Annotated in this window: 20 protein-coding genes; 15 read left to right on the plus strand and 5 right to left on the minus strand. The window is 62.3% G+C overall.

Features of this window, described 5'->3' with window-relative positions; genetic code table 11:
* Window positions 1–532: 532 nt before the first annotated feature.
* From FJ490_RS02895 to FJ490_RS02905, 3 genes are all read left to right on the plus strand, one after another.
* A complete protein-coding gene (locus tag FJ490_RS02895) occupies window positions 533–1669 on the plus strand; it encodes a porin (RefSeq protein WP_140517808.1) in 1137 nt (378 codons plus the stop codon).
* 132 nt (window positions 1670–1801) lie between these two features.
* Window positions 1802–2572, plus strand: coding sequence for a DNA repair protein RecO (recO, locus tag FJ490_RS02900; protein WP_140494585.1), 771 nt, complete (start codon window positions 1802–1804; stop codon window positions 2570–2572).
* Complete coding sequence (locus FJ490_RS02905; protein WP_140517809.1) at window positions 2569–3087, plus strand: PaaI family thioesterase; 519 nt, start codon at window positions 2569–2571, stop codon at window positions 3085–3087. The genes recO and FJ490_RS02905 overlap by 4 nt, the downstream gene beginning before the upstream one ends.
* Before the next feature lie 46 nt (window positions 3088–3133).
* Here FJ490_RS02905 and FJ490_RS02910 read toward each other — a convergent pair whose 3' ends face one another.
* On the minus strand, window positions 3134–3598 hold the full coding sequence (locus FJ490_RS02910; protein ID WP_140520686.1) for an NUDIX domain-containing protein: 465 nt from the start codon (window positions 3596–3598) through the stop codon (window positions 3134–3136).
* A 250-nt stretch (window positions 3599–3848) separates the two neighbouring features.
* On the opposite strand from FJ490_RS02910, the gene FJ490_RS02915 reads away from it, so the two are divergent.
* The 8 genes from FJ490_RS02915 (at window position 3849) to FJ490_RS02950 (ending at window position 11830) form a co-directional block, all read left to right on the plus strand.
* Window positions 3849–6581: a DUF2339 domain-containing protein gene (locus tag FJ490_RS02915; protein WP_140565014.1), complete on the plus strand. Its 2733-nt coding sequence runs from the start codon at window positions 3849–3851 to the stop codon at window positions 6579–6581.
* Window positions 6582–6642: 61 nt separating this feature from the next.
* Window positions 6643–6885: a type II toxin-antitoxin system VapB family antitoxin gene (locus FJ490_RS02920; RefSeq protein ID WP_140494579.1), complete on the plus strand. Its 243-nt coding sequence runs from the start codon at window positions 6643–6645 to the stop codon at window positions 6883–6885.
* Complete coding sequence (locus FJ490_RS02925; protein WP_140494577.1) at window positions 6885–7301, plus strand: type II toxin-antitoxin system VapC family toxin; 417 nt, start codon at window positions 6885–6887, stop codon at window positions 7299–7301. Before FJ490_RS02920 ends, FJ490_RS02925 begins: the two co-directional genes overlap by 1 nt.
* Window positions 7302–7458: 157 nt before the next feature.
* On the plus strand, window positions 7459–7971 hold the full coding sequence (locus FJ490_RS02930; RefSeq protein ID WP_140728178.1) for an RNA polymerase sigma factor: 513 nt from the start codon (window positions 7459–7461) through the stop codon (window positions 7969–7971).
* 2 nt (window positions 7972–7973) lie between these two features.
* Window positions 7974–8765, plus strand: coding sequence for an anti-sigma factor (locus FJ490_RS02935; RefSeq protein WP_140517812.1), 792 nt, complete (start codon window positions 7974–7976; stop codon window positions 8763–8765).
* A gap of 206 nt (window positions 8766–8971) precedes the next feature.
* Complete coding sequence (locus tag FJ490_RS02940; RefSeq protein WP_140657959.1) at window positions 8972–10069, plus strand: GNAT family N-acetyltransferase/peptidase C39 family protein; 1098 nt, start codon at window positions 8972–8974, stop codon at window positions 10067–10069.
* A gap of 5 nt (window positions 10070–10074) precedes the next feature.
* A complete protein-coding gene (locus FJ490_RS02945) occupies window positions 10075–11538 on the plus strand; it encodes a RimK family protein (RefSeq protein WP_140494569.1) in 1464 nt (487 codons plus the stop codon).
* Between the two features lie 19 nt (window positions 11539–11557).
* A complete protein-coding gene (locus FJ490_RS02950; RefSeq protein ID WP_140728179.1) occupies window positions 11558–11830 on the plus strand; it encodes a DUF3303 family protein in 273 nt (90 codons plus the stop codon).
* Window positions 11831–11848: 18 nt separating this feature from the next.
* Here FJ490_RS02950 and FJ490_RS02955 read toward each other — a convergent pair whose 3' ends face one another.
* Complete coding sequence (locus tag FJ490_RS02955; RefSeq protein ID WP_140520681.1) at window positions 11849–12766, minus strand: LysR substrate-binding domain-containing protein; 918 nt, start codon at window positions 12764–12766, stop codon at window positions 11849–11851.
* A gap of 115 nt (window positions 12767–12881) precedes the next feature.
* Between FJ490_RS02955 and FJ490_RS02960 the strand changes: the two genes are divergently transcribed.
* Window positions 12882–13772 (plus strand): fatty acid desaturase family protein, encoded by an 891-nt coding sequence (locus tag FJ490_RS02960; RefSeq protein WP_140728180.1) that lies wholly within the window; start codon window positions 12882–12884, stop codon window positions 13770–13772.
* 9 nt (window positions 13773–13781) lie between these two features.
* Here FJ490_RS02960 and FJ490_RS02965 read toward each other — a convergent pair whose 3' ends face one another.
* From FJ490_RS02965 to FJ490_RS02975, 3 genes are all read right to left on the minus strand, one after another.
* The gene (locus FJ490_RS02965) at window positions 13782–15920 is read right to left on the minus strand and encodes an EAL domain-containing protein (protein ID WP_140728181.1); all 2139 of its coding nucleotides are present in this window, start codon (window positions 15918–15920) and stop codon (window positions 13782–13784) included.
* Window positions 15921–15985: 65 nt separating this feature from the next.
* Complete coding sequence (locus FJ490_RS02970) at window positions 15986–16618, minus strand: HD family hydrolase (protein ID WP_140624530.1); 633 nt, start codon at window positions 16616–16618, stop codon at window positions 15986–15988.
* Window positions 16618–17478: a folate-binding protein YgfZ gene (locus tag FJ490_RS02975; protein WP_140624531.1), complete on the minus strand. Its 861-nt coding sequence runs from the start codon at window positions 17476–17478 to the stop codon at window positions 16618–16620. Before FJ490_RS02975 ends, FJ490_RS02970 begins: the two co-directional genes overlap by 1 nt.
* Window positions 17479–17560: 82 nt before the next feature.
* On the opposite strand from FJ490_RS02975, the gene FJ490_RS02980 reads away from it, so the two are divergent.
* From FJ490_RS02980 to FJ490_RS02990, 3 genes are all read left to right on the plus strand, one after another.
* Window positions 17561–18892 carry a dihydroorotase gene (locus tag FJ490_RS02980; RefSeq protein ID WP_140657955.1) on the plus strand — a complete coding sequence of 444 codons (1332 nt, stop codon included), beginning with the start codon at window positions 17561–17563 and terminating at the stop codon, window positions 18890–18892.
* 51 nt (window positions 18893–18943) lie between these two features.
* A complete protein-coding gene (locus FJ490_RS02985; RefSeq protein WP_140580909.1) occupies window positions 18944–19171 on the plus strand; it encodes a hypothetical protein in 228 nt (75 codons plus the stop codon).
* Between the two features lie 66 nt (window positions 19172–19237).
* Entirely contained in the window at window positions 19238–19969 is a 732-nt protein-coding gene (locus FJ490_RS02990) for a nucleotidyl transferase AbiEii/AbiGii toxin family protein (protein WP_140633375.1), read from the plus strand.
* Window positions 19970–19974: the final 5 nt, after the last annotated feature.

Genomic DNA, 19974 nt, shown 5'->3' on the forward strand with positions numbered 1-19974 from the left:
TTCTTGCAGACGAGTCCGTTGACGTAGGGTTGATCTTCCCATCATGGCCCATGGCCCATGGCCCATGGCCCATGGCCCATGGCCCATGGTCCGTCGCGGCGTGCCCGTGACGCGCTGAAAAGACTCCTTCGAGGGGATAGGCTTCGGGTTCACGTGGCTGGGGAATGGTTAGGTAGAAACGACCACGGAAGTGGATTTATTTAAGCGAAATTTCTCAAACAATCGGTATCCGTGGAATATCATCATAAAATTGGAGCATACAGGGAATTATTACGGAAATATGACAATGTTCCACTTGTGCGGTTCCGTAATTTGAAGTGAATTCTCCAGTGATATTTATGCAACACGGATTTAATCTATGTCATCAATCCCGAATGTTTGTGGAATTGTCATTGAAGGCGGAAGATTGATGGGTATGTTCGCCGCGAAAAGGGGACGCGGTGCGGGCCTTTTTCGTTGTGGTGAGGCGGGAAAATATATCCGCCAACCAAAATCCGAAGCCATTTTTAACTTTGACTGGAGAGGTCAGAAAATGAACATCAAGAGCCTTCTTCTCGGCTCAGCCGCGGCACTGATCGCGGTCTCCGGCGCTCGCGCCGCCGACGCTGTCGTCGTCGCCGAGCCAGAACCCGCTGAATACGTCAGGATCTGCGACGTCTACGGCGCCGGCTACTTCTATATCCCCGGCACCGAGACCTGCCTGCGCATCGGCGGCTATCTCCGCTATGACATAGGCGTCGGGGACAGCGGCACGCTGGATGGCGTCAACAACGTTGCCGATCACATGGACGGCGATAGCCACGACACCTACTACAAGAACATGCGCTTCGCGCTGAAGACCTGGACCGGCCAGGAAACCGAGCTCGGTACGTTGAAGACCTACACCGAGACTCGCTTTCAATTTGGCAACAGCAGCGGCGACTATGAGACTGGCGGCACTGGCTGGCAGGCCGGCAACAAGGCGACGACCCTCAACTTCGCCTGGATTCAGCTCGGCGGCCTGCGCGTCGGTAAGGATGAAACGGCATACGATTCGTTTATCGGCTATGCCGGCAACGTCATCCAGGACACGATCATCCCGTACGGTATCAAGGATACCAACGTCGTGCAGTACTATTTCGACGCTGGCAGCGGCTTCTCGGCCGTGGTCTCGCTCGAAGAAGGTACCGGCGTCAACACGATCGACAGCTATGTTCCGCATGTCGTCGGCGGCTTGAAGTACAAGGGCGACTGGGGTGCGGTCACCGGCGTCGTCGCCTATGACAGCAACTACGAGGAAGTGGCCGGCAAGGTTCGCTTGGACGTCAATGTCGGCAAAGAATTGACGCTGTTCGTCATGGGCGGCTACGGCACCAACGACAACATCAACGACTTCGGCACGGGCCGCACCCAATACAAGCCGTGGGGCGGAAACTGGGCGATCTGGGGTGGCGGCACCTACAAGTTCAACGACAAGACCTCGTTCAACGCCCAGATCTCCTATGACGACTGGAAGAACCTCGGCGTCGCTGCCAACGTCGCATACACGATTGTGCCCGGTTACACGATCACGGCTGAAGTCGATTACCTCAATGCAGGAAAATTCGACGACGCCGACTTCAACAACTGGACCAAGGCCGACAAGAAGAGCAGCGTCGGCGGCATCCTCCGCTTCCAGCGCTCGTTCTAACGGATCGACTGACCCCACCAGACCCGCCCGCAGCTATGCTGCGGGCGGCTTTTTATGCACCCTTGCGAGAGCCAGCCCAGGCACCAAGCCCGTACCTTGATTTCGCCACCCGATCGGTGAAATGCTCCAGGCATGGAATGGCGCGACGAGGGAATCATTCTCGGCACCCGCAAGCATGGCGAAACCAGCGCCATCCTCGAGGTGATGACGCGTGCGCATGGCCGCCATCTCGGCCTCGTGCGTGGCGGGCGCTCGCGCAAGCAGCAGCCTGTTCTCCAGCCCGGCAACCGTGTCGACCTGCTTTGGCGGGCGCGCCTTGATGAGCACCTCGGCACGTTCCAGGCCGAAGCGATCGAGATGAATGCGGCCAGGTTGATGGAGAGTGCGGTCGCCGTGTATGGCCTGCAGACCATGGCCGCGCATCTGCGCCTGTTGCCCGAGCGCGACGCCCATGGCGGCCTCTACGAGGCGCTGTCGGTGATGATCGTGCATCTCGATGACGTCGATGCGGCCGGCGAACTGGTGGCCCGTTTCGAGCTCCTGATCCTCGACGAACTGGGTTTCGGTCTCGATCTCAGCCAGTGCGCCGCGACCGGCACGCGGCAGGATCTTGCCTATGTCTCGCCGAAATCGGGCCGAGCGGTGTCGCGGGAAGCCGGCGCGCCTTGGCGCGACAAGATGCTGGCGCTGCCGGCCTTCCTGCGTGGCTCCGGCCTGCGCGCCGATCCGGCGGCGATCCAGGATGCCTTCCGGCTCACCGGCTTCTTCTTCACCCGTCACGTCTACGAGCCGCGCGGCATCGAGCAGCCGGACGCGCGCTCCGGCTTCCTCGCCGCGCTGCGCAAGCACCACACGACAAAAGGCCTGTCGGGAGAAACCGCCGCGAGAGAAATCATCACATGAGCGAAGTGGAACTTTATCCAGGCCGGGTCTCGCCGCTCGGCCTCGGCACCATTCCGCATGCCGACATGCTTGCCTACACCGGCCTGGAACTTTTGCAGCGCATCATCGATGGCAAATATCCGGCGCCGCCGATTTCCTTCCAGCTCAGCTTCGCGCTGACCGAAGTCTCGGAAGGCCGTGCCGTGTTTCGGGGTGTGCCGAACGAGCGCCACCTGAACCCGTTGGGGGGCGTGCATGGCGGCTGGGCGGCGACACTGCTCGATTCGGCGCTTGCCTGCGCCGTGCAGACGCTGCTCGCAAAAGGCGAGGCCTATACGACGGCGGAATTCAAGGTGAACCTGACGCGGCCGATCACGCCCAGGACCGGAGAGGTGGTCTGTGAGGGCAAGGTTATTCACAAGGGTCGCACGCTGGCGGTATCCGAGGCGACGTTGAAGGATGCCGGCGGCAAGTTGCTGGCTTTCGGCACCGAGACATGCTCGATCTTCCCGGCCGCCAATCTGGCGGCACGATAAGGATCGTCCAAACACGCACTGGACGACCGGTGAGAACAGCAGGCGCCTATCCGGCTTTTTGCCGTTCCACGAAATCGTCCAGGATCGCGCGCTGGCCTTTGAGTATCTTGAGACCGGCCTCCAACTCTGAAAACCAACCGGCCCGGTCAACTTCGGGAAATGCCTTCATGGATCCCGACCTTGGCGGCCACTCCATGGTGAACATGTTGCTTCTGATGGCATCGGTGTCGACATCGGCCTCGACGCTCCACGCACTCACGATCTTGCCGCCAGGCTGCCGATAACTGCCGACAGGCTGGAAGTCGCCGTTGATGGCGACGCCGAGTTCTTCTTCCGCCTCACGTCGGGCGGCTTTCAACTCGTCCTCGCCTTCGTCGACGAGCCCTTTGGGGATCGACCATGCCCCCTCATCTTTTCTTGCCCAGAATGGTCCACCCGGATGGACGAGCAAGAACTGGAGGGCCCCGGCGTTTCGCCGGTAGATCAGCAGTCCTGCGCTTCGTTGCGGCATGCGTATTCTCATGACATCGCTTGGAGAACCCTTTGCGGCCAAGGTATCATAGGCCACCGGCTGCGGGTTTGGCAGGCAATGTTCCGGGAACCGGCCATTCGCAACCGATGCCGAGGGCCAATAGGCGCAAGCCGCTGGCTTTCGACGCCGAAACATGCTCGATCTTTCCAGCCGCCGATCCGACGCCGTTGGTCGTTTGCAGGCCACATTTGATTGTCAGTAGCAACTGGTCTGGTTTGGGGGAGCCGCCATGTTTGAAAGCCTGATCGGCCTTGTCGCCATCATCGCGCTGTTCGTCATCATTTCGCGCCAGCAGAGCCGCATCGGACTGATCGAGCGTGAGCTAGGCGCACTGCGGAGCCTCGTCCTTTCCGGCGCCGTGCCGCCTCTCGCCAAGCAGTCCGAACCGGCGGCGACCGAGGGCCAGCCGGCCGAAGCCGTTGTTGCTGCGGCCGTGGTCGTTTCGCCAACGGCCAGCGAGGCAGCCACCGGGCAGGCGCTGCCGGCTCTGGAAACCGACGCCGCGACGGACGAGGTCAAGCCGGGACCATGGACACCAGGCGAGGCGGCGCCCAAGGTAGCCGAGCCTGTCGCAGCGGTGAAAGCGCCCGGCAAACCCGATATCGAAACGGCGCTCGGCACCCGCTGGGCGGTCTGGGTCGGCGGTTTGGCACTGGCGCTGGGCGGCCTGTTTCTCATCCGCTACACGATCGAAGCCGGAATTTTCGGCCCCGGTGTGCGGCTAACCATGGCCGGGCTGCTCGGCCTTGTGCTGATTGCAGCCGGCGAATTCATTCGCCGCACCGGCTTCAGGGTGCCCGTGCAAGGCGCCGCAGGCGCCTACATCCCGGCGATCCTGACTGCGGCGGGCGCCTTCATCCTGTTCGGCGCCGTCTATGCCGCACATGGCATCTACGGATTTATCGGGCCGGCGCTCGCCTTCACGCTGCTCGGCGCCATCGGCATAGCGACGATTGCCGCCGCCCTTGTCCACGGCCAGGCGCTGGCTGGTATCGGCCTAGTCGGCGCCATGGTGACGCCGATGCTGATTGCCTCTCAGGCGCCCAATCCCTGGGCCCTGTTCGGCTATCTGGCGATCGTGCTTGCCGCCAGCGGCGTCATTGCCCGCATGCGCGATTGGAAGTTGCTGATGACGGCGGCCTTTGTCGGTACCGGCATCTGGACGATCCTATACATGACCGATGCGCCGGGCGCGAATTTATCCGTGATCCTGTTCGTGAACACCGTCACGCTGGCCGTGCTCGCCTTCGTCTGGCTCGGCCGCCGCAGCGACGAAGGCGGATCAGCCACGGCTTTCGACTGGCCGTCCGTCGCGCCGGGCCTGTTTGTTGCCCTCTCGGCGCTGGGCCTTTCGGTCGATCCGGCCTTCGTCGCTGCCGGCGATGCCTTGCCGGGAGCCGTCGTGCTCGCCGCGATGGTGGCCGTCGCGCTCTACCGCCCCCCGGCGCTGCCACTGCTCTATGCGGCGGGACTGGTGACGGTGCTGATCTATCTCGGCATCATCCCGCCGACTTCGATCGCTTCTGATTTTTCAGGCGACGTCTTGGGCATCGATGCCGTGCCCCTGGCTACATCGAACGCACTGACCTTGCGCATCGGTGTTGCGCTTGGCCTTGTCTTCATCGGCGCCGGTTTCTGGGCCGCCCGCAAATTTGCCGCCGCGACCCACTTCCGCGCTGCGTCATGGGCGGCGTGGGGCGTCATCGTGCCGTTGGTCGTCCTGCAGGCACTCTGGTTCACGTTCGGCAATCTCGACCGCGATCTTGCCTACGCCGCCGTGGCGGCGCTGCTGGTCGTGGTTTTCGCTGCCGGCGGCGAGTGGATCGCGCGCGGCGAGCAACCGCCGTTGCAGGGCAGGGCGGCCGTATCCTTCGCGCTCGGCGGAGCCGCGCTCGCAGGCCTGCTGATGCTGCATATGGCCTTCAGTTCCGGCTGGACAACCATCCTGCTTGGTGCGGCCGCAATCGTGCCGGCGCTGGCCACACGCTGGCGTTCCTATCCGGTGCTCGGCTGGATTTCGGTCGGCGCGGTCGCGGCGGTGCTTGGACGTGTCATCTTCGATCCGACCGTCGTCGGTGCCGGGTTCCTGTCGACGACCCCGGTTTTCAACTGGCTGCTGCCGGGCTATGGCGTGCCGGCGCTCGCCTTCGCTTTCGCCGCCTGGCAACTGGCCCGCACCACCGACGGCCGGCCGCGCCTGGCCATGGAAGCTTCGGCGGCGCTGTTTGCACTGCTGACGCTTGCCATGCTGGTGCGCCACGCCATGCATGGCGGTGTCCTCAACAGCGATGCGCCCACACTTGCCGAACAGGCCATCTACACGCTGATCGCGATCGGCGCCGGCGCCATACTCGTGGCCATCGACAGGCGCTCGCCAAGTTCCGTGCTACGCTACGGGTCCATGGCGGCGGGCGTGATTTCGGTCGCCTTCATCGTCGTGCAGCATTTCCTGGTGCTGAACCCGCTTTTCACCGACGAGTCGACCGGGCAGATCCCGGTCTTCAACCTGTTGTTCCTCGCTTATCTGCTGCCGGCGGTCGCGGCCGGAGGGCTTGCGCTCTATGCCCGCAACAAGCGGCCGAAATGGTATGCCGCCATGCTGGCGCTGGTGGCGGCACTGCTTGCCTTCGCCTATGCCACGTTGTCGGTGCGGCGCCTGTTCAAGGGCGAGTTCATCGGCTTGTGGAGCGGCCTTGGCCAGTTGGAAACCTACACCTATTCGGCACTCTGGCTGATCATCGGCGTGGCGCTGCTGACCGCCGGCGTCTGGCTGAAATCACAGGTGCTGCGCATCGCCTCGGCCGCATTGATCGCGGTCGCCGTACTGAAGGTGTTCCTCTTCGACATGTCGGAGCTGGAGGGTGTGCTTCGCGCACTGTCCTTCATCGGCCTTGGCGCCGTGCTGATCGGCATCGGCCTGTTTTACCAGCGGCTTTTGACCAGGGCGGCGAAAGAGACTTGAGGGTTAGCATTGTTTGAATATTCAAAATGGAATATATGAATATTCCACGGGAGATATTCAAATGCCGCTCTATATCCGCGACGATGAGGTAGATGCTCTGGCGACGAAATTGCAGCGCGAGACGAATGCGCCGAGCAAAACGGAAGCCGTGCGAACCGCGCTTTTGCACGAACTTGAACGAAGCCGCGCCCGCAAACCGCTGCGGGAGAGGATTGCCGTTCTTCAAGCGCAAGCAGCGGCGTTGGGGCCGTCCGACACCACCTTCGACATCAAGGCATTCATGGACGAGATGTGGGAAGACTGATGTTTGTCGACGCATCGGTTGTCGTTGCAATTCTCGCCAAGGAATCGGGTTGGGAGGAATTGCTGAAGCGGATCGCCGACGTCGACGGTCAGCTGTACATTTCAGCGCTTGTTCGGCTCGAAGCTACGCTTGCCCTCGGGCGAGTGAATGCCGGTGCCAAAAAGCCGACTCCCGAAATGCTGTCTGCGGCGCGCGATCTGGTCGATGCGTTCATTGTTGAGATCGACGCTCGCAATGTAGCCATCAACGAGGATATCGGGGGGCGCGCCATTGATGCCAGCATCCGGTACGGCAAAGCGGTCGGTCATCCGGCTGACCTTAATTTTGGTGATTGCTTTTCCTACGCCTGCGCCAAGGCTCTTGATGTTCCGTTGCTCTTTAAAGGCAATGACTTTCTCAAGACCGATTTGGCGTAGTTGGCCTCCTATTGATTGCGGGAATAAACCCGCCGCTTCCATCGTTACATCATTGCTTGGGTGACCGGGGCGGTGGACCGCTTCGCACTGGCTGCTTGCGTCGCGCCGCGAAGGCGCGTTCAATCTGATGAATAGGGCAATTCCGAAACCAGCGGTCATGGACGAAAAGAAGGCAGCAATCCTCGGCGAAATACCGCGCCTGCGCAGCTACGCACGCTCGTTGTTGCGCGACCGCGACGCCGCCGACGATCTCGTCCAGGACTGTCTCGAACGGGCCCTCATGCGGCTCGACAACTGGCAGACGGGAGAAAGCCCCAGGAGGTGGCTGTTTACGATCATGCATCATTTGTTCATTGACCAGATGCGCAAAGTGAACCGGCGCGGCGAAGCCGCGATGCTGTCGCTGGAAGCGGGCGAGGCGGTTGCACAGCCGGCCGAGCAGGTGGAAAGCATCGCCTCGCGCGAGATCGTCGACGCATTGCAGGCGATCAGCCCCGACCGCCGTGCCGCACTCGTCATGGTCGCGATCGAAGGCTTTTCCTATGCCGAGGCCGCCAACATCCTGGGAGTGCCGGCGGGAACGCTGATGTCGCGCATCGCGCGCGGGCGCGAGGAGTTGCGCGGACTGCTGGACGACACGGCACGCCGCCGTTCGATAAGGATCGTCTAGAAATGATCCGCCGCGATTTCTCCGAACGCGACATCCACATGGCACTCGACGGCGAGTTGCCGGCCGATGAGCGCGCCGCCTATGACGCATGGCTCGACGCCACTCCCGAGATGAAGGCGAAAAGCGCCCGTTTCATCGCCGACAGGACGGCATTGCGAGATGCCTTCGCTGGCGTGATCGACGAGCCGGTGCCGGTGCGGTTGCGCAAGGTGGTGCTTGGCGAGACGCCAGCCAGGACGCCAATGCCACGCTCGCGCTGGTGGCTTGCCGCCGCCGCTGCCGGTCTACTGGCCGCGGGCGGGCTTGGCGGCTACTTTGCCGGCAGCGACGGTATTGGCCGGGAAGATCAGGCCGAGGATCAGTTGGCCGAGCAGGCGATCGCCGCGCATGTCATCTATGCCGCCGAGAAGCGGCATGCGGTGGAAGTGCCGGCAAGCGACAAGGATCATCTGCTGACCTGGCTGTCCAACCGGGTCGGATTGAAGCTGGTTGCGCCGGACTTGACCGGCAGCGGGTTCCAACTGGTCGGTGGCAGGTTGCTGCCGGCTGGCGAGAGCAAGGCGGCAATGCTGCTCTATGAAGACGACAAGGGCGAGCGCATATCGCTCTTTGTAACGGCCGAATCGGTGGAGAACGCCAGGGGGACCTACGCTTCGGCGCAAGCCGGCCCGCAGGCCGTCTACTGGCTGGACAAGGGCTATGGCTGCGCTGTCGTCGGCTCAGTGCCGCGCGAGCAATTGGCCATCGTGGCCAAGAGCGCCTACAGCCAGCTTCTGGCCGGCCTGGCGAGTTGAACAGCATCGTTTTTTGGCGCCGCCGCCTACTCGAAAACGGTGACCTGGTTCAAAGCCTTTGTCCTCCCGGGCTGGCGCCGAATCTGTCACAATTCGGCCCTAATCGAGGTGCGATAGCGCTGGATGGGCGCTGCCGTTCTGGGCTGGTGTCTGGACGTTTCGAATAGGGCCTTCATCACAACCCAATCGAGGTTTTCCAAGCTCGCATGCCTGCCGAGATCCGCACGGCCCGCGCGACTGACGTCGATGATCTCGCCGCCATCGAGAAAGCTGTTTTCTCCAGCGACCGCATTTCCCGTCGCTCCTTCCGACAGTTCATCGAGCGCGAGACCGCCGAGACGCTGGTCGCCGAAAGAGATGGCCGCGTCGCCGGTTATGCGATTGTGCTGTTTCGCAAGGGCAGCGGCGTGGCGCGCCTTTATTCGATCGCCACCAGTCCCTTTTTTGGCGCCCTCGGCATCGGCCGCCGGTTGCTAACGGCGGCGGAGGAGGCGGCCTTCGAACACGACCGCATGATGCTGCGCCTAGAAGTGCGGGAGGATAATGCCCGCGCCATCAGCATCTACGAGCGGGCCGGCTACCGCAAGATCGGTCGCGAACCCGATTACTACGAGGACGGCGCCACGGCGCTGCGCTACGAGAAGACTTTGCGCGGCGAACTTCCGGCCGCCACCAGCGTGCCGTTCTACCAGCAGACCTGCGAATTCACTTGCGGTCCCTGCTGCCTGATGATGGCCATGGGCAATTTCGATCACGACTTCGTACCGGACCCGGTCAGGGAAATTCGTCTTTGGCGCGAAGCGACGACCGTCTTCATGATGTCGGGCCCGGGTGGCTGCGAGCCGTTCGGCCTTGCGGTCGCCGGCTATGAGAGCGGCCTTGCGGCCGAGATTTACGTGTCTTTCTACGGCGCGTTGTTCCTCCAGTCGGTGCGCAGCGCGGACAAGCGCCGGGTGATGGAACTGGCCCAGGTCGACTTTCGCCGACGCGCGGAACTTTACGGCATCCCGGTGAATTACCGTTCATTCACCATCGACGACATTCGCGCCGCGATCGCGAAAGGAAAATTGGTGCTGGTGCTGATCAGCGGCTTCCTGATGTTCGGCAAGAAGGTGCCGCACTGGGTGTTGGCCATCGGCGACGACGGCGACCATATCCTGATCCACGATCCCTGGGTTGAGGACGAGAGGCAGGAGACCATCCTTGATGCCGCCAACATTCCCGTGCCTTACGGCATCTTTATGAACATGGCGCAGTTCGGCCGCGACGGACTGCGCGCCGCCATCACTCTGGGGAAGCGCTGATAACAATGACCTGGGTTATCTTAACTGGCCGGCAGAGCGATCTCGACCAGGTGGCGACACCGCACAAGATTATCACGAACCGCGACTATCTCGCGCATCCGGCGCTGTTTCGCGGCCAGCGTCCCAAAGTCATCAACCTGTCGAACAATTACGGCTACCAGAGCCGCGGCTATTATGCCTCTCTGCTGGCGGGTTCGCGCGGCCACAAGGTCATCCCGACCGTCGAAACCATGATCGATCTGTCGGAGCGCAAGCTTTACGAACATGCGCTGCCCGAACTGGAACTGGCGCTCAACAAGTGCCGTAAGGATCTTGGCGGCGCTTTTCCGGCGAAGGTCTGCATCTTCTTCGGCATTGGCCCGTCCAAGGTGTGGGACCGATTCGCCAAGCTCCTGTTCGACTGGTTCCGCGCGCCGGCGCTCGAGGTCCACATCAAGGATAGTGCCGAATGGGCCTCGATCCGCAAGATCGGCTTTCATCCCCTGGCGCGCATGACCGAGGAGGAGGAGAGCTTCTTCCTGCAATGCCTGGACACCTATACCAATCGCGAATGGCGCGACACCAAGGGCCGCACGCCGGCGCGCTACACTTTCGCCACGCTGGTCGATCCGCATGAGGAATTGCCGCCCTCGGAAATCTCCTCGCTGCGCTACTGGGCCAGGATCGCCGAAAAGATGGGCGTCGAAATCGAGCCGATCACCAAGAGGGACCTCGCCAAGCTCGCCAATTACGACGCGCTGTTCATCCGCGAAACCACCTCGATCTCCAACCATACCTATCGTTTCGCGCGCCGCGCCCAGCAGGAAGGCATGCCGGTCATCGACGACCCGCTGTCGATGATCCGCTGCACCAACAAGGTCTATCTCAACGAGCTGATGGCCTACAACAAGGTGCCGGTTCCGCCGACCGTGATGATAGCCGGCACTTCCGACCTTGAACTCGCGGCGCAGACGCTGGGTTTTCCGCTGGTGCTGAAAATCCCGGATTCCTCCTTCTCGCGCGGCGTCAAGAAATGCGCCAATTTCGAGGAATTGAAGACACTCGCCACCGAATGGCTGGAGGATTCCGATCTTCTGATCGCGCAGAAATTCATCCCGACCGAATATGACTGGCGTGTCGGCGTGCTCGGCGGCCAACCGCTGTTTGCCGTACATTACCTAATGGCCAAGAAGCACTGGCAGATCGTCAACCACAAGGCCAGCGGCAAGCCCGACCAGGGCGGCATCAAGACCTTCACGCTGAAGGAGACGCCGCCCCATGTCGTCGAGACGGCAGTCAAGGCGGCGCGCTGCATCGGCGACGGCCTCTACGGCGTCGACCTCAAGGAGACCAAGGACGGCGTCTTCGTCATCGAGGTCAACGACAATCCCAACCTCGATCATGGCTGGGAGGACTCCGGCGAGAAGGACGAGGTCTGGGTACGGCTGACGCAATGGTTCCTGGAACGTTTGGAGCGGCCGGGCCGATAATTATCCGATTGGGGCAGAGATGCTGTTTTTGGTGACCGAGGATTTTCGCGGCTGCGACCGCAAGGAGATCTACCGCCGCTTCCGCGATTACGGTCGCCTGAACCCCGAGGAGCTTCTGGTGCACCATAGCTGGATCGCGGCGGACATGAGCCGCTGTTTCCTGCTGGTGGAGACCGACGACGTCACGCTGCTGCAGCGCAGGGTGATCGAGTGGGCGGATCTGGTGGAGTTCGAGATCGTGCCCGTGGCGGCGAACAAGGACATGGTCGAGGCATTGAGCGGGCACCTCTGACCATCGCCGCTTGCCGGCTCAGCGGAGCGCCGGCGAGCCCACCGCGCGCTGGCATTCATCGACCAGCCAGTCACGGAACGCCGCCACGACGTCCCTTCTTGCGCTCCGCTGCGGAATCGTCAGGCAATAGGGCTGGCGCAGCGCAATCGCCTTGGCGACAGGCCGGACCAGCCGGCCGTCCTCCACGGCCTCGGCGCAATAGATCCCTTGCGCCAGCGCCACGCCCAGTCCCGAAATGGCGAGGTCGAGCGCCGCGCGCGAGGAGTTTGCCGATAGGCCGCGCTGAATGCCGCGCCCAGGCGCGATGCCGGCCGCCTCGAACCAGCTGCGCCATGAGGGAAAGGATGCGCCGGTCGGTCCCCAGTCGGTGTGGATCAGGGGCAGCCCGGCGAGCGGACCGCCATCCGCCTTCAGCACGCTGGCAAGCTTTGGCGCGCAGACGGGATAGACCGCGTCCTGGACAATGTCCTCGATCGGGTGCTCACGATAGTGCGGACCGTAGGAGAGCCTGACGTCGATCAGGTCGCGGTCGAACGACACCGGGTCGTCATCGCCCCTGAGAGATATGTCGACGGCACCGTGGATGGCGATGAAGCCGGCAAGGCGCTCGGAAAGCCAGCCCATGGCCATGGACGGAGGGACCGAGACAACGAGCCGCGGGCGGAACGCATCGCCTGCAAGCTGGCGCGAGACGCTGCCGATTTCCTGGAAGGCCATGGTCAATCGAGGCAGCATCTCGACGCCAGCCTCGCTCAGGACGACACGCCGGTTGGCGCGGTGGAAGAGCTTGCGGCCAACTTGCTCCTCGACGATGCGGATGAGCTGGCTGACTGCGGCGGCCGAGACCGATAGCTCTTCCGCCGCCGCGGCGAAGCTGCCGGTGCGCGCAGCCGCCTCGAAGGCCTGAAGACCTCGCAACGATGGCAGTGCAACCATGGCGGTGACCAAAAAGATAAGCTCAGCTTATCTATATTGCAGAAATCCTCGTTGTTAGAAAGGTTTCTTGCTGGGGTATGCTGACCGAATGAATTCAATCAGCCGGAATGCCCCTATGGATCATCGTGACGTGATCGCCTCGCTGACGAATGAGGAGCGCAGCCGGCTAACCGGCAAGTCGGATGGGCCCGGCCTTGTTCAGCTCGCTTTCCACCTCGGCGCGATCCTGCTCCTCGGATCGTTGATCGCCGCCAAGGTGCCGTTCTGGCCGCTGCTGATGCTGCCGCAAGGCATACTGATCGTGTTCCTGTTCACGCTGCTGCATGAGACGGTGCATCGCACGGCTTTCGAAAGGCAATGGCTGAACGACGCAGTCGCGCGTGTCTGCAGCCTGGCGATCGCGCTGCCGGCCGACTGGTTCCGCTATTTCCATTTCGCCCATCACCGTTTCACACAGGATCCCGAACGCGATCCGGAACTGGCTTTCCCGAAGCCGGAAACCTGGCGGCAGTACCTGGTCCACGTTTCCGGACTTCCAGTGTGGTTGGGGCATTTGAAGACGCTCTACGCCAATGCTGTGGGACGTTGCCAGGACAGCTACGTGCCCTCCAAGGGGCGTCCGAAGGTACGCGCCGAGGCGCGCGCGATGATTGCCTTCTACGCCGTCGTGCTGATGCTCGCGCTGTGGTTCAAGGCGAAGGTGCTGCTCCATGTCTGGATCTTTCCCGCGCTGCTCGGCCAGCCGTTCCTGCGGCTCTACCTGTTGGCCGAGCATGGCCGCTGCCCCTTCGTCGCCAACATGCTGGAGAACACCAGGACGACGCTGACCAACTGGGCTGTGCGCAAGCTTGCCTGGAACATGCCCTTCCATGCCGAGCATCACGCCTATCCGGGCGTGCCCTTCCACCGGTTGCCGGAGTTTCACGCGCTGATCGAGCGGCATCTGAAGGTTGTCGAGCCGGGTTATATCGGCTTCCATGAAAAATACATCGAGACGCTGCGCTGATTTATGGCGTCAGCCGGTCTGGCTGCGCACCGCGCTCGATTTCAACAGGTGCTGAATCTCCGCCGCCTTTGACGGCACGCCGATCAGATAGCCTTGCGCCTCCACGCAGCCGTTTCGGCGCAGCATGTCGAGCTGTGCTTCGGTTTCCACGCCTTCGGCGGTGACGGTGATGCCCAGTTCGGCGCCCAGCCCGATGATGGTGCGCACGATCGCTGCGGTATCGAGATTGCCGATGTCGGAGATGAAGGAACGATCGATCTTGATCTTGTCGACGGGAAAGCGCCTGAGATAGCCGAGTGAGGAATAGCCGGTGCCAAAGTCGTCGAGCGCGATGCGGATGCCGAGTTCACGCAACTGTCGCAGCGTCTTCAGGACGGCTTTGCTCTCGTCCATCAGCACGGTTTCGGTGATCTCCAGTTCCAGTCGTCTGGCCGGCACGCCCGAAAAGGCCAGGGCAGAGATGACGCTGCGAGCAAAGCCGCCGCTTTTGAGCTGCACGGCGGAGACATTGACCGCAATGCGCAGGCCAGGTGGCCAGGCTGCCGCCGTCGCACAGGCCTTTCGCAGCGCCCATTCGCCAAGCGGCACGATCAGCCCGGTTTCCTCGGCGACCGGAATGAATTCGTCCGGCGCCACAGTGCCGCGCGACGGCGAATGCCAGCGCATCAGGGCCTCGGCGCCGACAATCTCGCCCGAAGCTATGGCCATGATCGGTTGGAAATCGAGATCGAATTCCCGGCTCGGCAGCGCCGTATCGAGATCGGCTTCGAGCGCCCGGCGCGCGCGCACCGTGGCATCCATGCCGGGCTCGAAGAAACGGTACAGGTTGCGCCCTTCGCTTTTTGCCCGGTAGAGCGCCATGTCGGCGTTTGTCAGCAATGTATCGGCGTCCCTGCCATCGCCGGGAGAAAGCGCGATGCCAACGCTGACGCCAACATGCATGTCCCGGCTCTTGTCATGAAATGGTTTGGCGATGGCCTCGACAATGCGTTTCGCCAGTTTTTCCGCGCTCGCCAGGCCCTCGACGTTGAATTGGACGATCACGAACTCGTCGCCGCCAAAACGGGCGACGATATCTGCGTCGTTGTCCACGCAGCGCAGCAGTCTTGCGGCCACGCCTTTCAGCAGCCGGTCGCCAGCCGGATGTCCCAGCGTATCGTTGACGACCTTGAAGCGGTCGAGGTCGAGCGAGAAGATTGCCAGCGGTCCCGCGGCCGCATCCTCCAGTGCCCGGTCGAGCCGGTCGCGAAACACCGAGCGATTGGGCAACCCGGTCAGCACGTCGTGATGCGCAAGATGGGTCATGCGCTCCTCGGCAAGCCTGCTCTCGGTCACGTCATCGAAAGTGGCGACCCAGCCGCCGCCGCTCATCGGCCGGCGGGCAACCATCAGCGTTCGTCCGTCGGCGAGCCGGCGGGGGGTCGACCGCGTCTGGCCGGCCAGCACGCGAGCCTCGGTCCTCGAAACTTCGTCCTCGACATCTATGGGCGCATAGACCCCAAGGCGCACCAGCCGTTCGAGGAGTTCGCGGTGAGTCATGCCGAGCGGCAGATCCATCTCGGTCACACCATAAAGCTCCAGGATGCGCTGATTGCGTACGATCAGCCTGCCGCCGGCGTCATACATCAGCAGGCCCTGCGACATGTTCTCGAGCGCCGCGTCGAAGCGGCGATGCTGTTCCTTGAGATCCTGTTCGGCGCGCCGCTGCTCGGTGATGTCTTCGTAGATCGAAACCCAGCCGCCCGATGCCAATGGCCGGTGCGAGATGCTGATGATGCGTCCATCAGAGAGCGCCTCCTCATAGGTCGAGGGTTTCGCTCCATCGATATAGGGCTTGCGGATGGCGTAAAGTTCTTCGGCGCTTTGCGAGGCGATGCCGACATCGACGCTGTGCCGCAGGATGTCGATGAAATGGATGCCCGGCTGCGCCACGTTGGCGTCGAGGCAGAAGATGTTGATATAGTTGCCGTTGCAGATGATCATGCGCTCGTCGGCGTCGAACATGCAAAGACCATGCGACATGTTCTCGACGGCGGCCGAAAAGCGTTCGTTTTGTTCGCGCAGTTCGTCTTCCATATCACGACGATCCACGCCTTCGGCCCCCTGTTCAGGGACGGTCGAACCATCCTTGTCGTCAACGACGGGCATGAGGCGTGCCTGCGGCTCGTGATCGAACACCGCACTGTCGGCTGTTCCGGTTAATTTAGCGTTTTCTACCCTACCGCCGTAGCAACCTTGCGCCGCGACTTCTCGATCGCGGAAAAACGCTTCAGGAAGGCATTCTGTGCCCAGGTTACCGAGCGCGGCGTGAAATCGAAGCGCTCGGCACTGAAGCCGCGTGGACGACCGAAGAACTCGGTCGCCTCCGCGGTCGAAAAGCCGGCGAGCAGCGTTGCCTCGAAATAGGCGGCGATCTGGTCCGCGCGCTTGATCTCCTTGCGCAGGCCGGCGCCTGGTTCCGGCGGTAGCGAGAAGCGCAGATGGATGGCGCGCTGCAAGCGCAGTTCACAGTCCTTATAACTGCCGCCCATCACCGATTTGAACGGCGAGATCATGTCGCCGATTACATATTCGGGCGCATCGTGCAGCAATGCCACAAGCCGGGCGTCCGCCGGCGCATCGGGCATCAGGTCGCAAAACAGCGCTTCCACCAGCAACGAATGCTGGGCGACCGAGAAGGCGTGCTCGCCGCGGGTCTGGCCGTTCCAGCGCGCGACGCGGGCGAGCCCGTGGGCGATGTCCGAAATCTCGATATCGAGGGGTGAGGGGTCGAGCAAGTCGAGCCGGCGGCCGGACAGCATGCGCTGCCAGGCGCGTGGCGGCGCACCGATGCGGTCGGCCGCCATCAGGCCTCCTCCGTGCCGGCGGCTTCCTGGGGAAAGCTGAATTTGGCGAAAGGTGGAATGGCAACCGTAACCGGCACGTCTCCGGCCAGGATCGGCTGGCCGGCGTCGAGCGCTGTCTTGACCCTGTCGATACGGGCGATGCCGAGGCCGATCGTGCCGGCATTCGAGCCGAGAGTGCCCACCGATCGCCCGTCGACGGTCAATTCGGCGCCGGCCTCAGGCAAGGCCCGTTCGGCCCTGACGATCAGCACCCGCCGCCTTGCCGTGCCACGATGCTGCATGCGCGAGACGACCTCCTGGCCGACATAGCAGCCTTTCCTGAAGCCGACGCCACCGGTCTCGTCGAGCAGCACGTCATGCGGGAAGGCGTCGCCGAGCTGGTAGTCGGTGCCGCTCTCGGCAATGCCATGCGCGATGCGCAAGGCCTGCCATGCGGCACCGTCGTCAGTCTCTTGAGCGCTGCCATAGGAGCGGGTGACGCTTTCATCGCGAAAGCGCCGGTCGGCCAGCACGGTTGAATCCTTTTGTGAGGGAGCTGACTCATTTCCCCAGGCAATGGAGACAAGCGTCTGTTCGGATTTGGCAATCTCGACCTTGGCGCGCAACTTGTACAGCATCAGCCGGCGTACGAAATCGTCAGCGATGTCGGCGCGGCATTCGAGGCGGAACGCGTTTTCGCCGGCCCGTGAGATCAGGAAGTCAAACAGGATCTTGCCTTGCGGTGTCAAAAGCGCGCCCGGTTTTGCCTCGCCGGCGCCGAGCGCGTCGAGGTCGGTGGTCAGGATGTTCTGCAGGAAGTGTTCGGCATCAGGGCCGGAGATGGAGATGAGCGCGCGGTCTTTCAGCAGGGCAAAGGGCATGGGGCGAATAAAAGCCTGATCTTGCAAAACGGTTGGCCATTACGTAAGCCGCTGACACTCCCCCCGCAAGAGATCGATCAGCATGGCCAACACCTACGACCTCATCCTGACAGGCGGCATGATGGTCAACCATGACGGCGAGGGGCAACGCGATGTCGGCGTGAAGAATGGGCGCATCGCCGCCATCGGCGATCTGCGCCAAGCCTCGGCCGGCGAGACGATCGACTGCCGGGGCCTGCATATCCTTCCGGGCGTCGTCGACAGCCAGGTGCATTTCCGCGAGCCGGGACTGGAGCACAAGGAGGATCTGGAGACTGGATCTCGGGCGGCGGTGCTCGGTGGCGTCACCGCCGTGTTCGAAATGCCCAACACCAATCCATTGACCACCAGCGAAGAAACGCTTGCCGACAAGGTCCGACGCGGCACCGGCCGTATGCACTGCGACTTCGCCTTCTGGGTCGGCGGCACCCGCGACAACGCCAACGATGTCGCCGAGCTCGAGCGCCTGCCGGGCGCGGCCGGGATAAAGGTTTTCATGGGCTCGTCCACCGGCGACCTGCTGGTCGAGGACGATGAAGGCGTCGCCTCGATCCTCAGGAACACCCGCCGCCGCGCCGCTTTCCATTCGGAAGACGAGTTCCGGCTGCGCGAACGCCTTGGCGAGCGCATCGGGGGCGATCCTTCATCGCATCCGGTCTGGCGCGACGAGATCGCCGCCTTGCGCTGCACCGAGCGGCTGGTGCGCGTCGCGCGGGCCGCCCGTGCCCGCATCCACGTCCTGCACATCTCCACGGCCGAGGAGATATTGTTCCTCGAACAGCACAAGGATGTCGCCACCTGCGAGGCGACACCGCACCATTTGACACTGTCGGCGGACGACTACAAACGGCTCGGCACGCTGATCCAGATGAACCCGCCCGTCCGTGCCCCGCGCCATCGCGACGGCGTCTGGCACGGAATCGCGCAAGGCATTGTCGACGTACTCGGTTCCGACCATGCCCCGCACACATTGGCCGAAAAAGCAAAACCATATCCGGCATCGCCCTCGGGCATGACCGGGGTGCAGACGCTGGTGCCGATCATGCTTGACCACGTCAACGCCGGCAGGCTGACCTTGCAGCGCTTCGTCGATCTTTCAAGCCACGGCCCGCAGCGCATCTTCGGCATGGCCAGGAAAGGCCGTATCGCCGCCGGCTATGATGCCGATTTTACAATTGTCGACATGAAACGGCGCGAGACCATCACCAATGCACAAGCCGGCTCGAAGGCCGGCTGGACGCCTTATGACGGCAAGGAAGTCACCGGCTGGCCGGTCGGCACTGTCATTCGAGGCCAGCGCATCATGTGGGAGGGCGAGATCGTGACGCCGGGCCAGGGCAGGGCAGTGGAGTTCTCCGAAGCGCCCTCCGCGTAGCTATTTCACATCATTGGATTTCTTAGGCACGATCTACTAAATTGAGTGGTTATGCGCACAGATATCACGCCAATGATTGTCCCCGCTGAGTTTCCGGAGCTACACGCACTCGTCTGGAGCCGCGATGCAACGCGCCCGATTCCTGCCGAGGAAGCTTTCGCCATCTACGAGCGCAACTGGCGGTTTGTCGATCAAGAGCGCCTTACAACATCTGAAAGGCTGCTTATCCAGAACCTGGCGGAAAAATTCGGCCAGGGCATTCTTTTGACCACTGGCTGAAGTTTCGTTTCCTTCCTGATTTCTCCGCAACTGGAATATTCACAAGAACATACGCGAGCGGAAATCATGAAGGAATTCAAGAAGCCCGAACACCGGATCATCGCTGAGGCTCTCGGCTTGATGGACCACCATCTCCTGACCGCGAACAAATGCTGGTTTGGGGGTGGGACGGCGATTGTCATGAAATTCGGCGAGTACCGACGATCCCTGGATGTTGATTTCCTGTGTGCCGATGCCGATGGTTATCGTGAATTGCGGACCCATGCGGTCCAACGAGGGATCAGGGCATTTTTCCCCGAACCCGTCGAAGCCGTCCGAGATTTCCAGATCGATCAGTATGGTTTGAGGACAATCGTAAGATTGCAGGGCCAACCGATCAAATTCGAAGTGATCCGCGAAGGGCGCATCCAACTTCAAGGTCATGTCGACAATGATCTAAAGGTGCCCGTCCTCGTTGCAGCGGACATGTTTGCCGAGAAGCTGCTGGCCAATGCCGATCGGTGTCAGGATCGCGCGACCGCATATCGCGATGCCATCGATCTTGGGATCTTGATTGGCATCTATGGACGCATCCCGGCGCAGGCTCGCGTCAAGGCGCAGACCGCCTACGGCCCTGATATCCAGAACAAGGTTGCCTGGGTCGCAAACAAGCTTCAGGACCAGGACGAGCTACGCAACGCTGCCGAAGTCCTGCAAATGAATCCCGACATGGCCACAAAGGCGATCTCGGCTCTTCGGGATGAAGCTATCCGCCTATGGCCCGATGCAGGCATTCGCCGAGACGATCCGCACGAATAGGCACT

The organism is Mesorhizobium sp. B2-5-11 (genome assembly GCF_006440835.1).
Classification (GTDB): Bacteria; Pseudomonadota; Alphaproteobacteria; order Rhizobiales; family Rhizobiaceae; genus Mesorhizobium.

Bases quoted from the DNA above. Each gene is read 5' to 3' on its own strand.
- FJ490_RS02950 (WP_140728179.1), top strand. From the start codon at position 11,558: ATGCTGTTTTTGGTGACCGAGGATTTTCGCGGCTGCGACCGCAAGGAG.
- FJ490_RS02980 (WP_140657955.1), top strand. From the start codon at position 17,561: ATGGCCAACACCTACGACCTCATCCTGACAGGCGGCATGATGGTCAAC.
- FJ490_RS02985 (WP_140580909.1), top strand. From the start codon at position 18,944: ATGCGCACAGATATCACGCCAATGATTGTCCCCGCTGAGTTTCCGGAG.
- FJ490_RS02930 (WP_140728178.1), top strand. From the start codon at position 7,459: ATGGACGAAAAGAAGGCAGCAATCCTCGGCGAAATACCGCGCCTGCGC.
- FJ490_RS02945 (WP_140494569.1), top strand. From the start codon at position 10,075: ATGACCTGGGTTATCTTAACTGGCCGGCAGAGCGATCTCGACCAGGTG.
- FJ490_RS02960 (WP_140728180.1), top strand. From the start codon at position 12,882: ATGGATCATCGTGACGTGATCGCCTCGCTGACGAATGAGGAGCGCAGC.
- FJ490_RS02925 (WP_140494577.1), top strand. From the start codon at position 6,885: ATGTTTGTCGACGCATCGGTTGTCGTTGCAATTCTCGCCAAGGAATCG.
- FJ490_RS02965 (WP_140728181.1), bottom strand. From the start codon at position 15,920: ATGCCCGTCGTTGACGACAAGGATGGTTCGACCGTCCCTGAACAGGGG.
- recO (WP_140494585.1), top strand. From the start codon at position 1,802: ATGGAATGGCGCGACGAGGGAATCATTCTCGGCACCCGCAAGCATGGC.
- FJ490_RS02955 (WP_140520681.1), bottom strand. From the start codon at position 12,766: ATGGTTGCACTGCCATCGTTGCGAGGTCTTCAGGCCTTCGAGGCGGCT.
- FJ490_RS02990 (WP_140633375.1), top strand. From the start codon at position 19,238: ATGAAGGAATTCAAGAAGCCCGAACACCGGATCATCGCTGAGGCTCTC.
- FJ490_RS02970 (WP_140624530.1), bottom strand. From the start codon at position 16,618: ATGGCGGCCGACCGCATCGGTGCGCCGCCACGCGCCTGGCAGCGCATG.
- FJ490_RS02915 (WP_140565014.1), top strand. From the start codon at position 3,849: ATGTTTGAAAGCCTGATCGGCCTTGTCGCCATCATCGCGCTGTTCGTC.
- FJ490_RS02975 (WP_140624531.1), bottom strand. From the start codon at position 17,478: ATGCCCTTTGCCCTGCTGAAAGACCGCGCGCTCATCTCCATCTCCGGC.
- FJ490_RS02920 (WP_140494579.1), top strand. From the start codon at position 6,643: ATGCCGCTCTATATCCGCGACGATGAGGTAGATGCTCTGGCGACGAAA.
- FJ490_RS02935 (WP_140517812.1), top strand. From the start codon at position 7,974: ATGATCCGCCGCGATTTCTCCGAACGCGACATCCACATGGCACTCGAC.
- FJ490_RS02910 (WP_140520686.1), bottom strand. From the start codon at position 3,598: ATGCCGCAACGAAGCGCAGGACTGCTGATCTACCGGCGAAACGCCGGG.
- FJ490_RS02905 (WP_140517809.1), top strand. From the start codon at position 2,569: ATGAGCGAAGTGGAACTTTATCCAGGCCGGGTCTCGCCGCTCGGCCTC.
- FJ490_RS02940 (WP_140657959.1), top strand. From the start codon at position 8,972: ATGCCTGCCGAGATCCGCACGGCCCGCGCGACTGACGTCGATGATCTC.
- FJ490_RS02895 (WP_140517808.1), top strand. From the start codon at position 533: ATGAACATCAAGAGCCTTCTTCTCGGCTCAGCCGCGGCACTGATCGCG.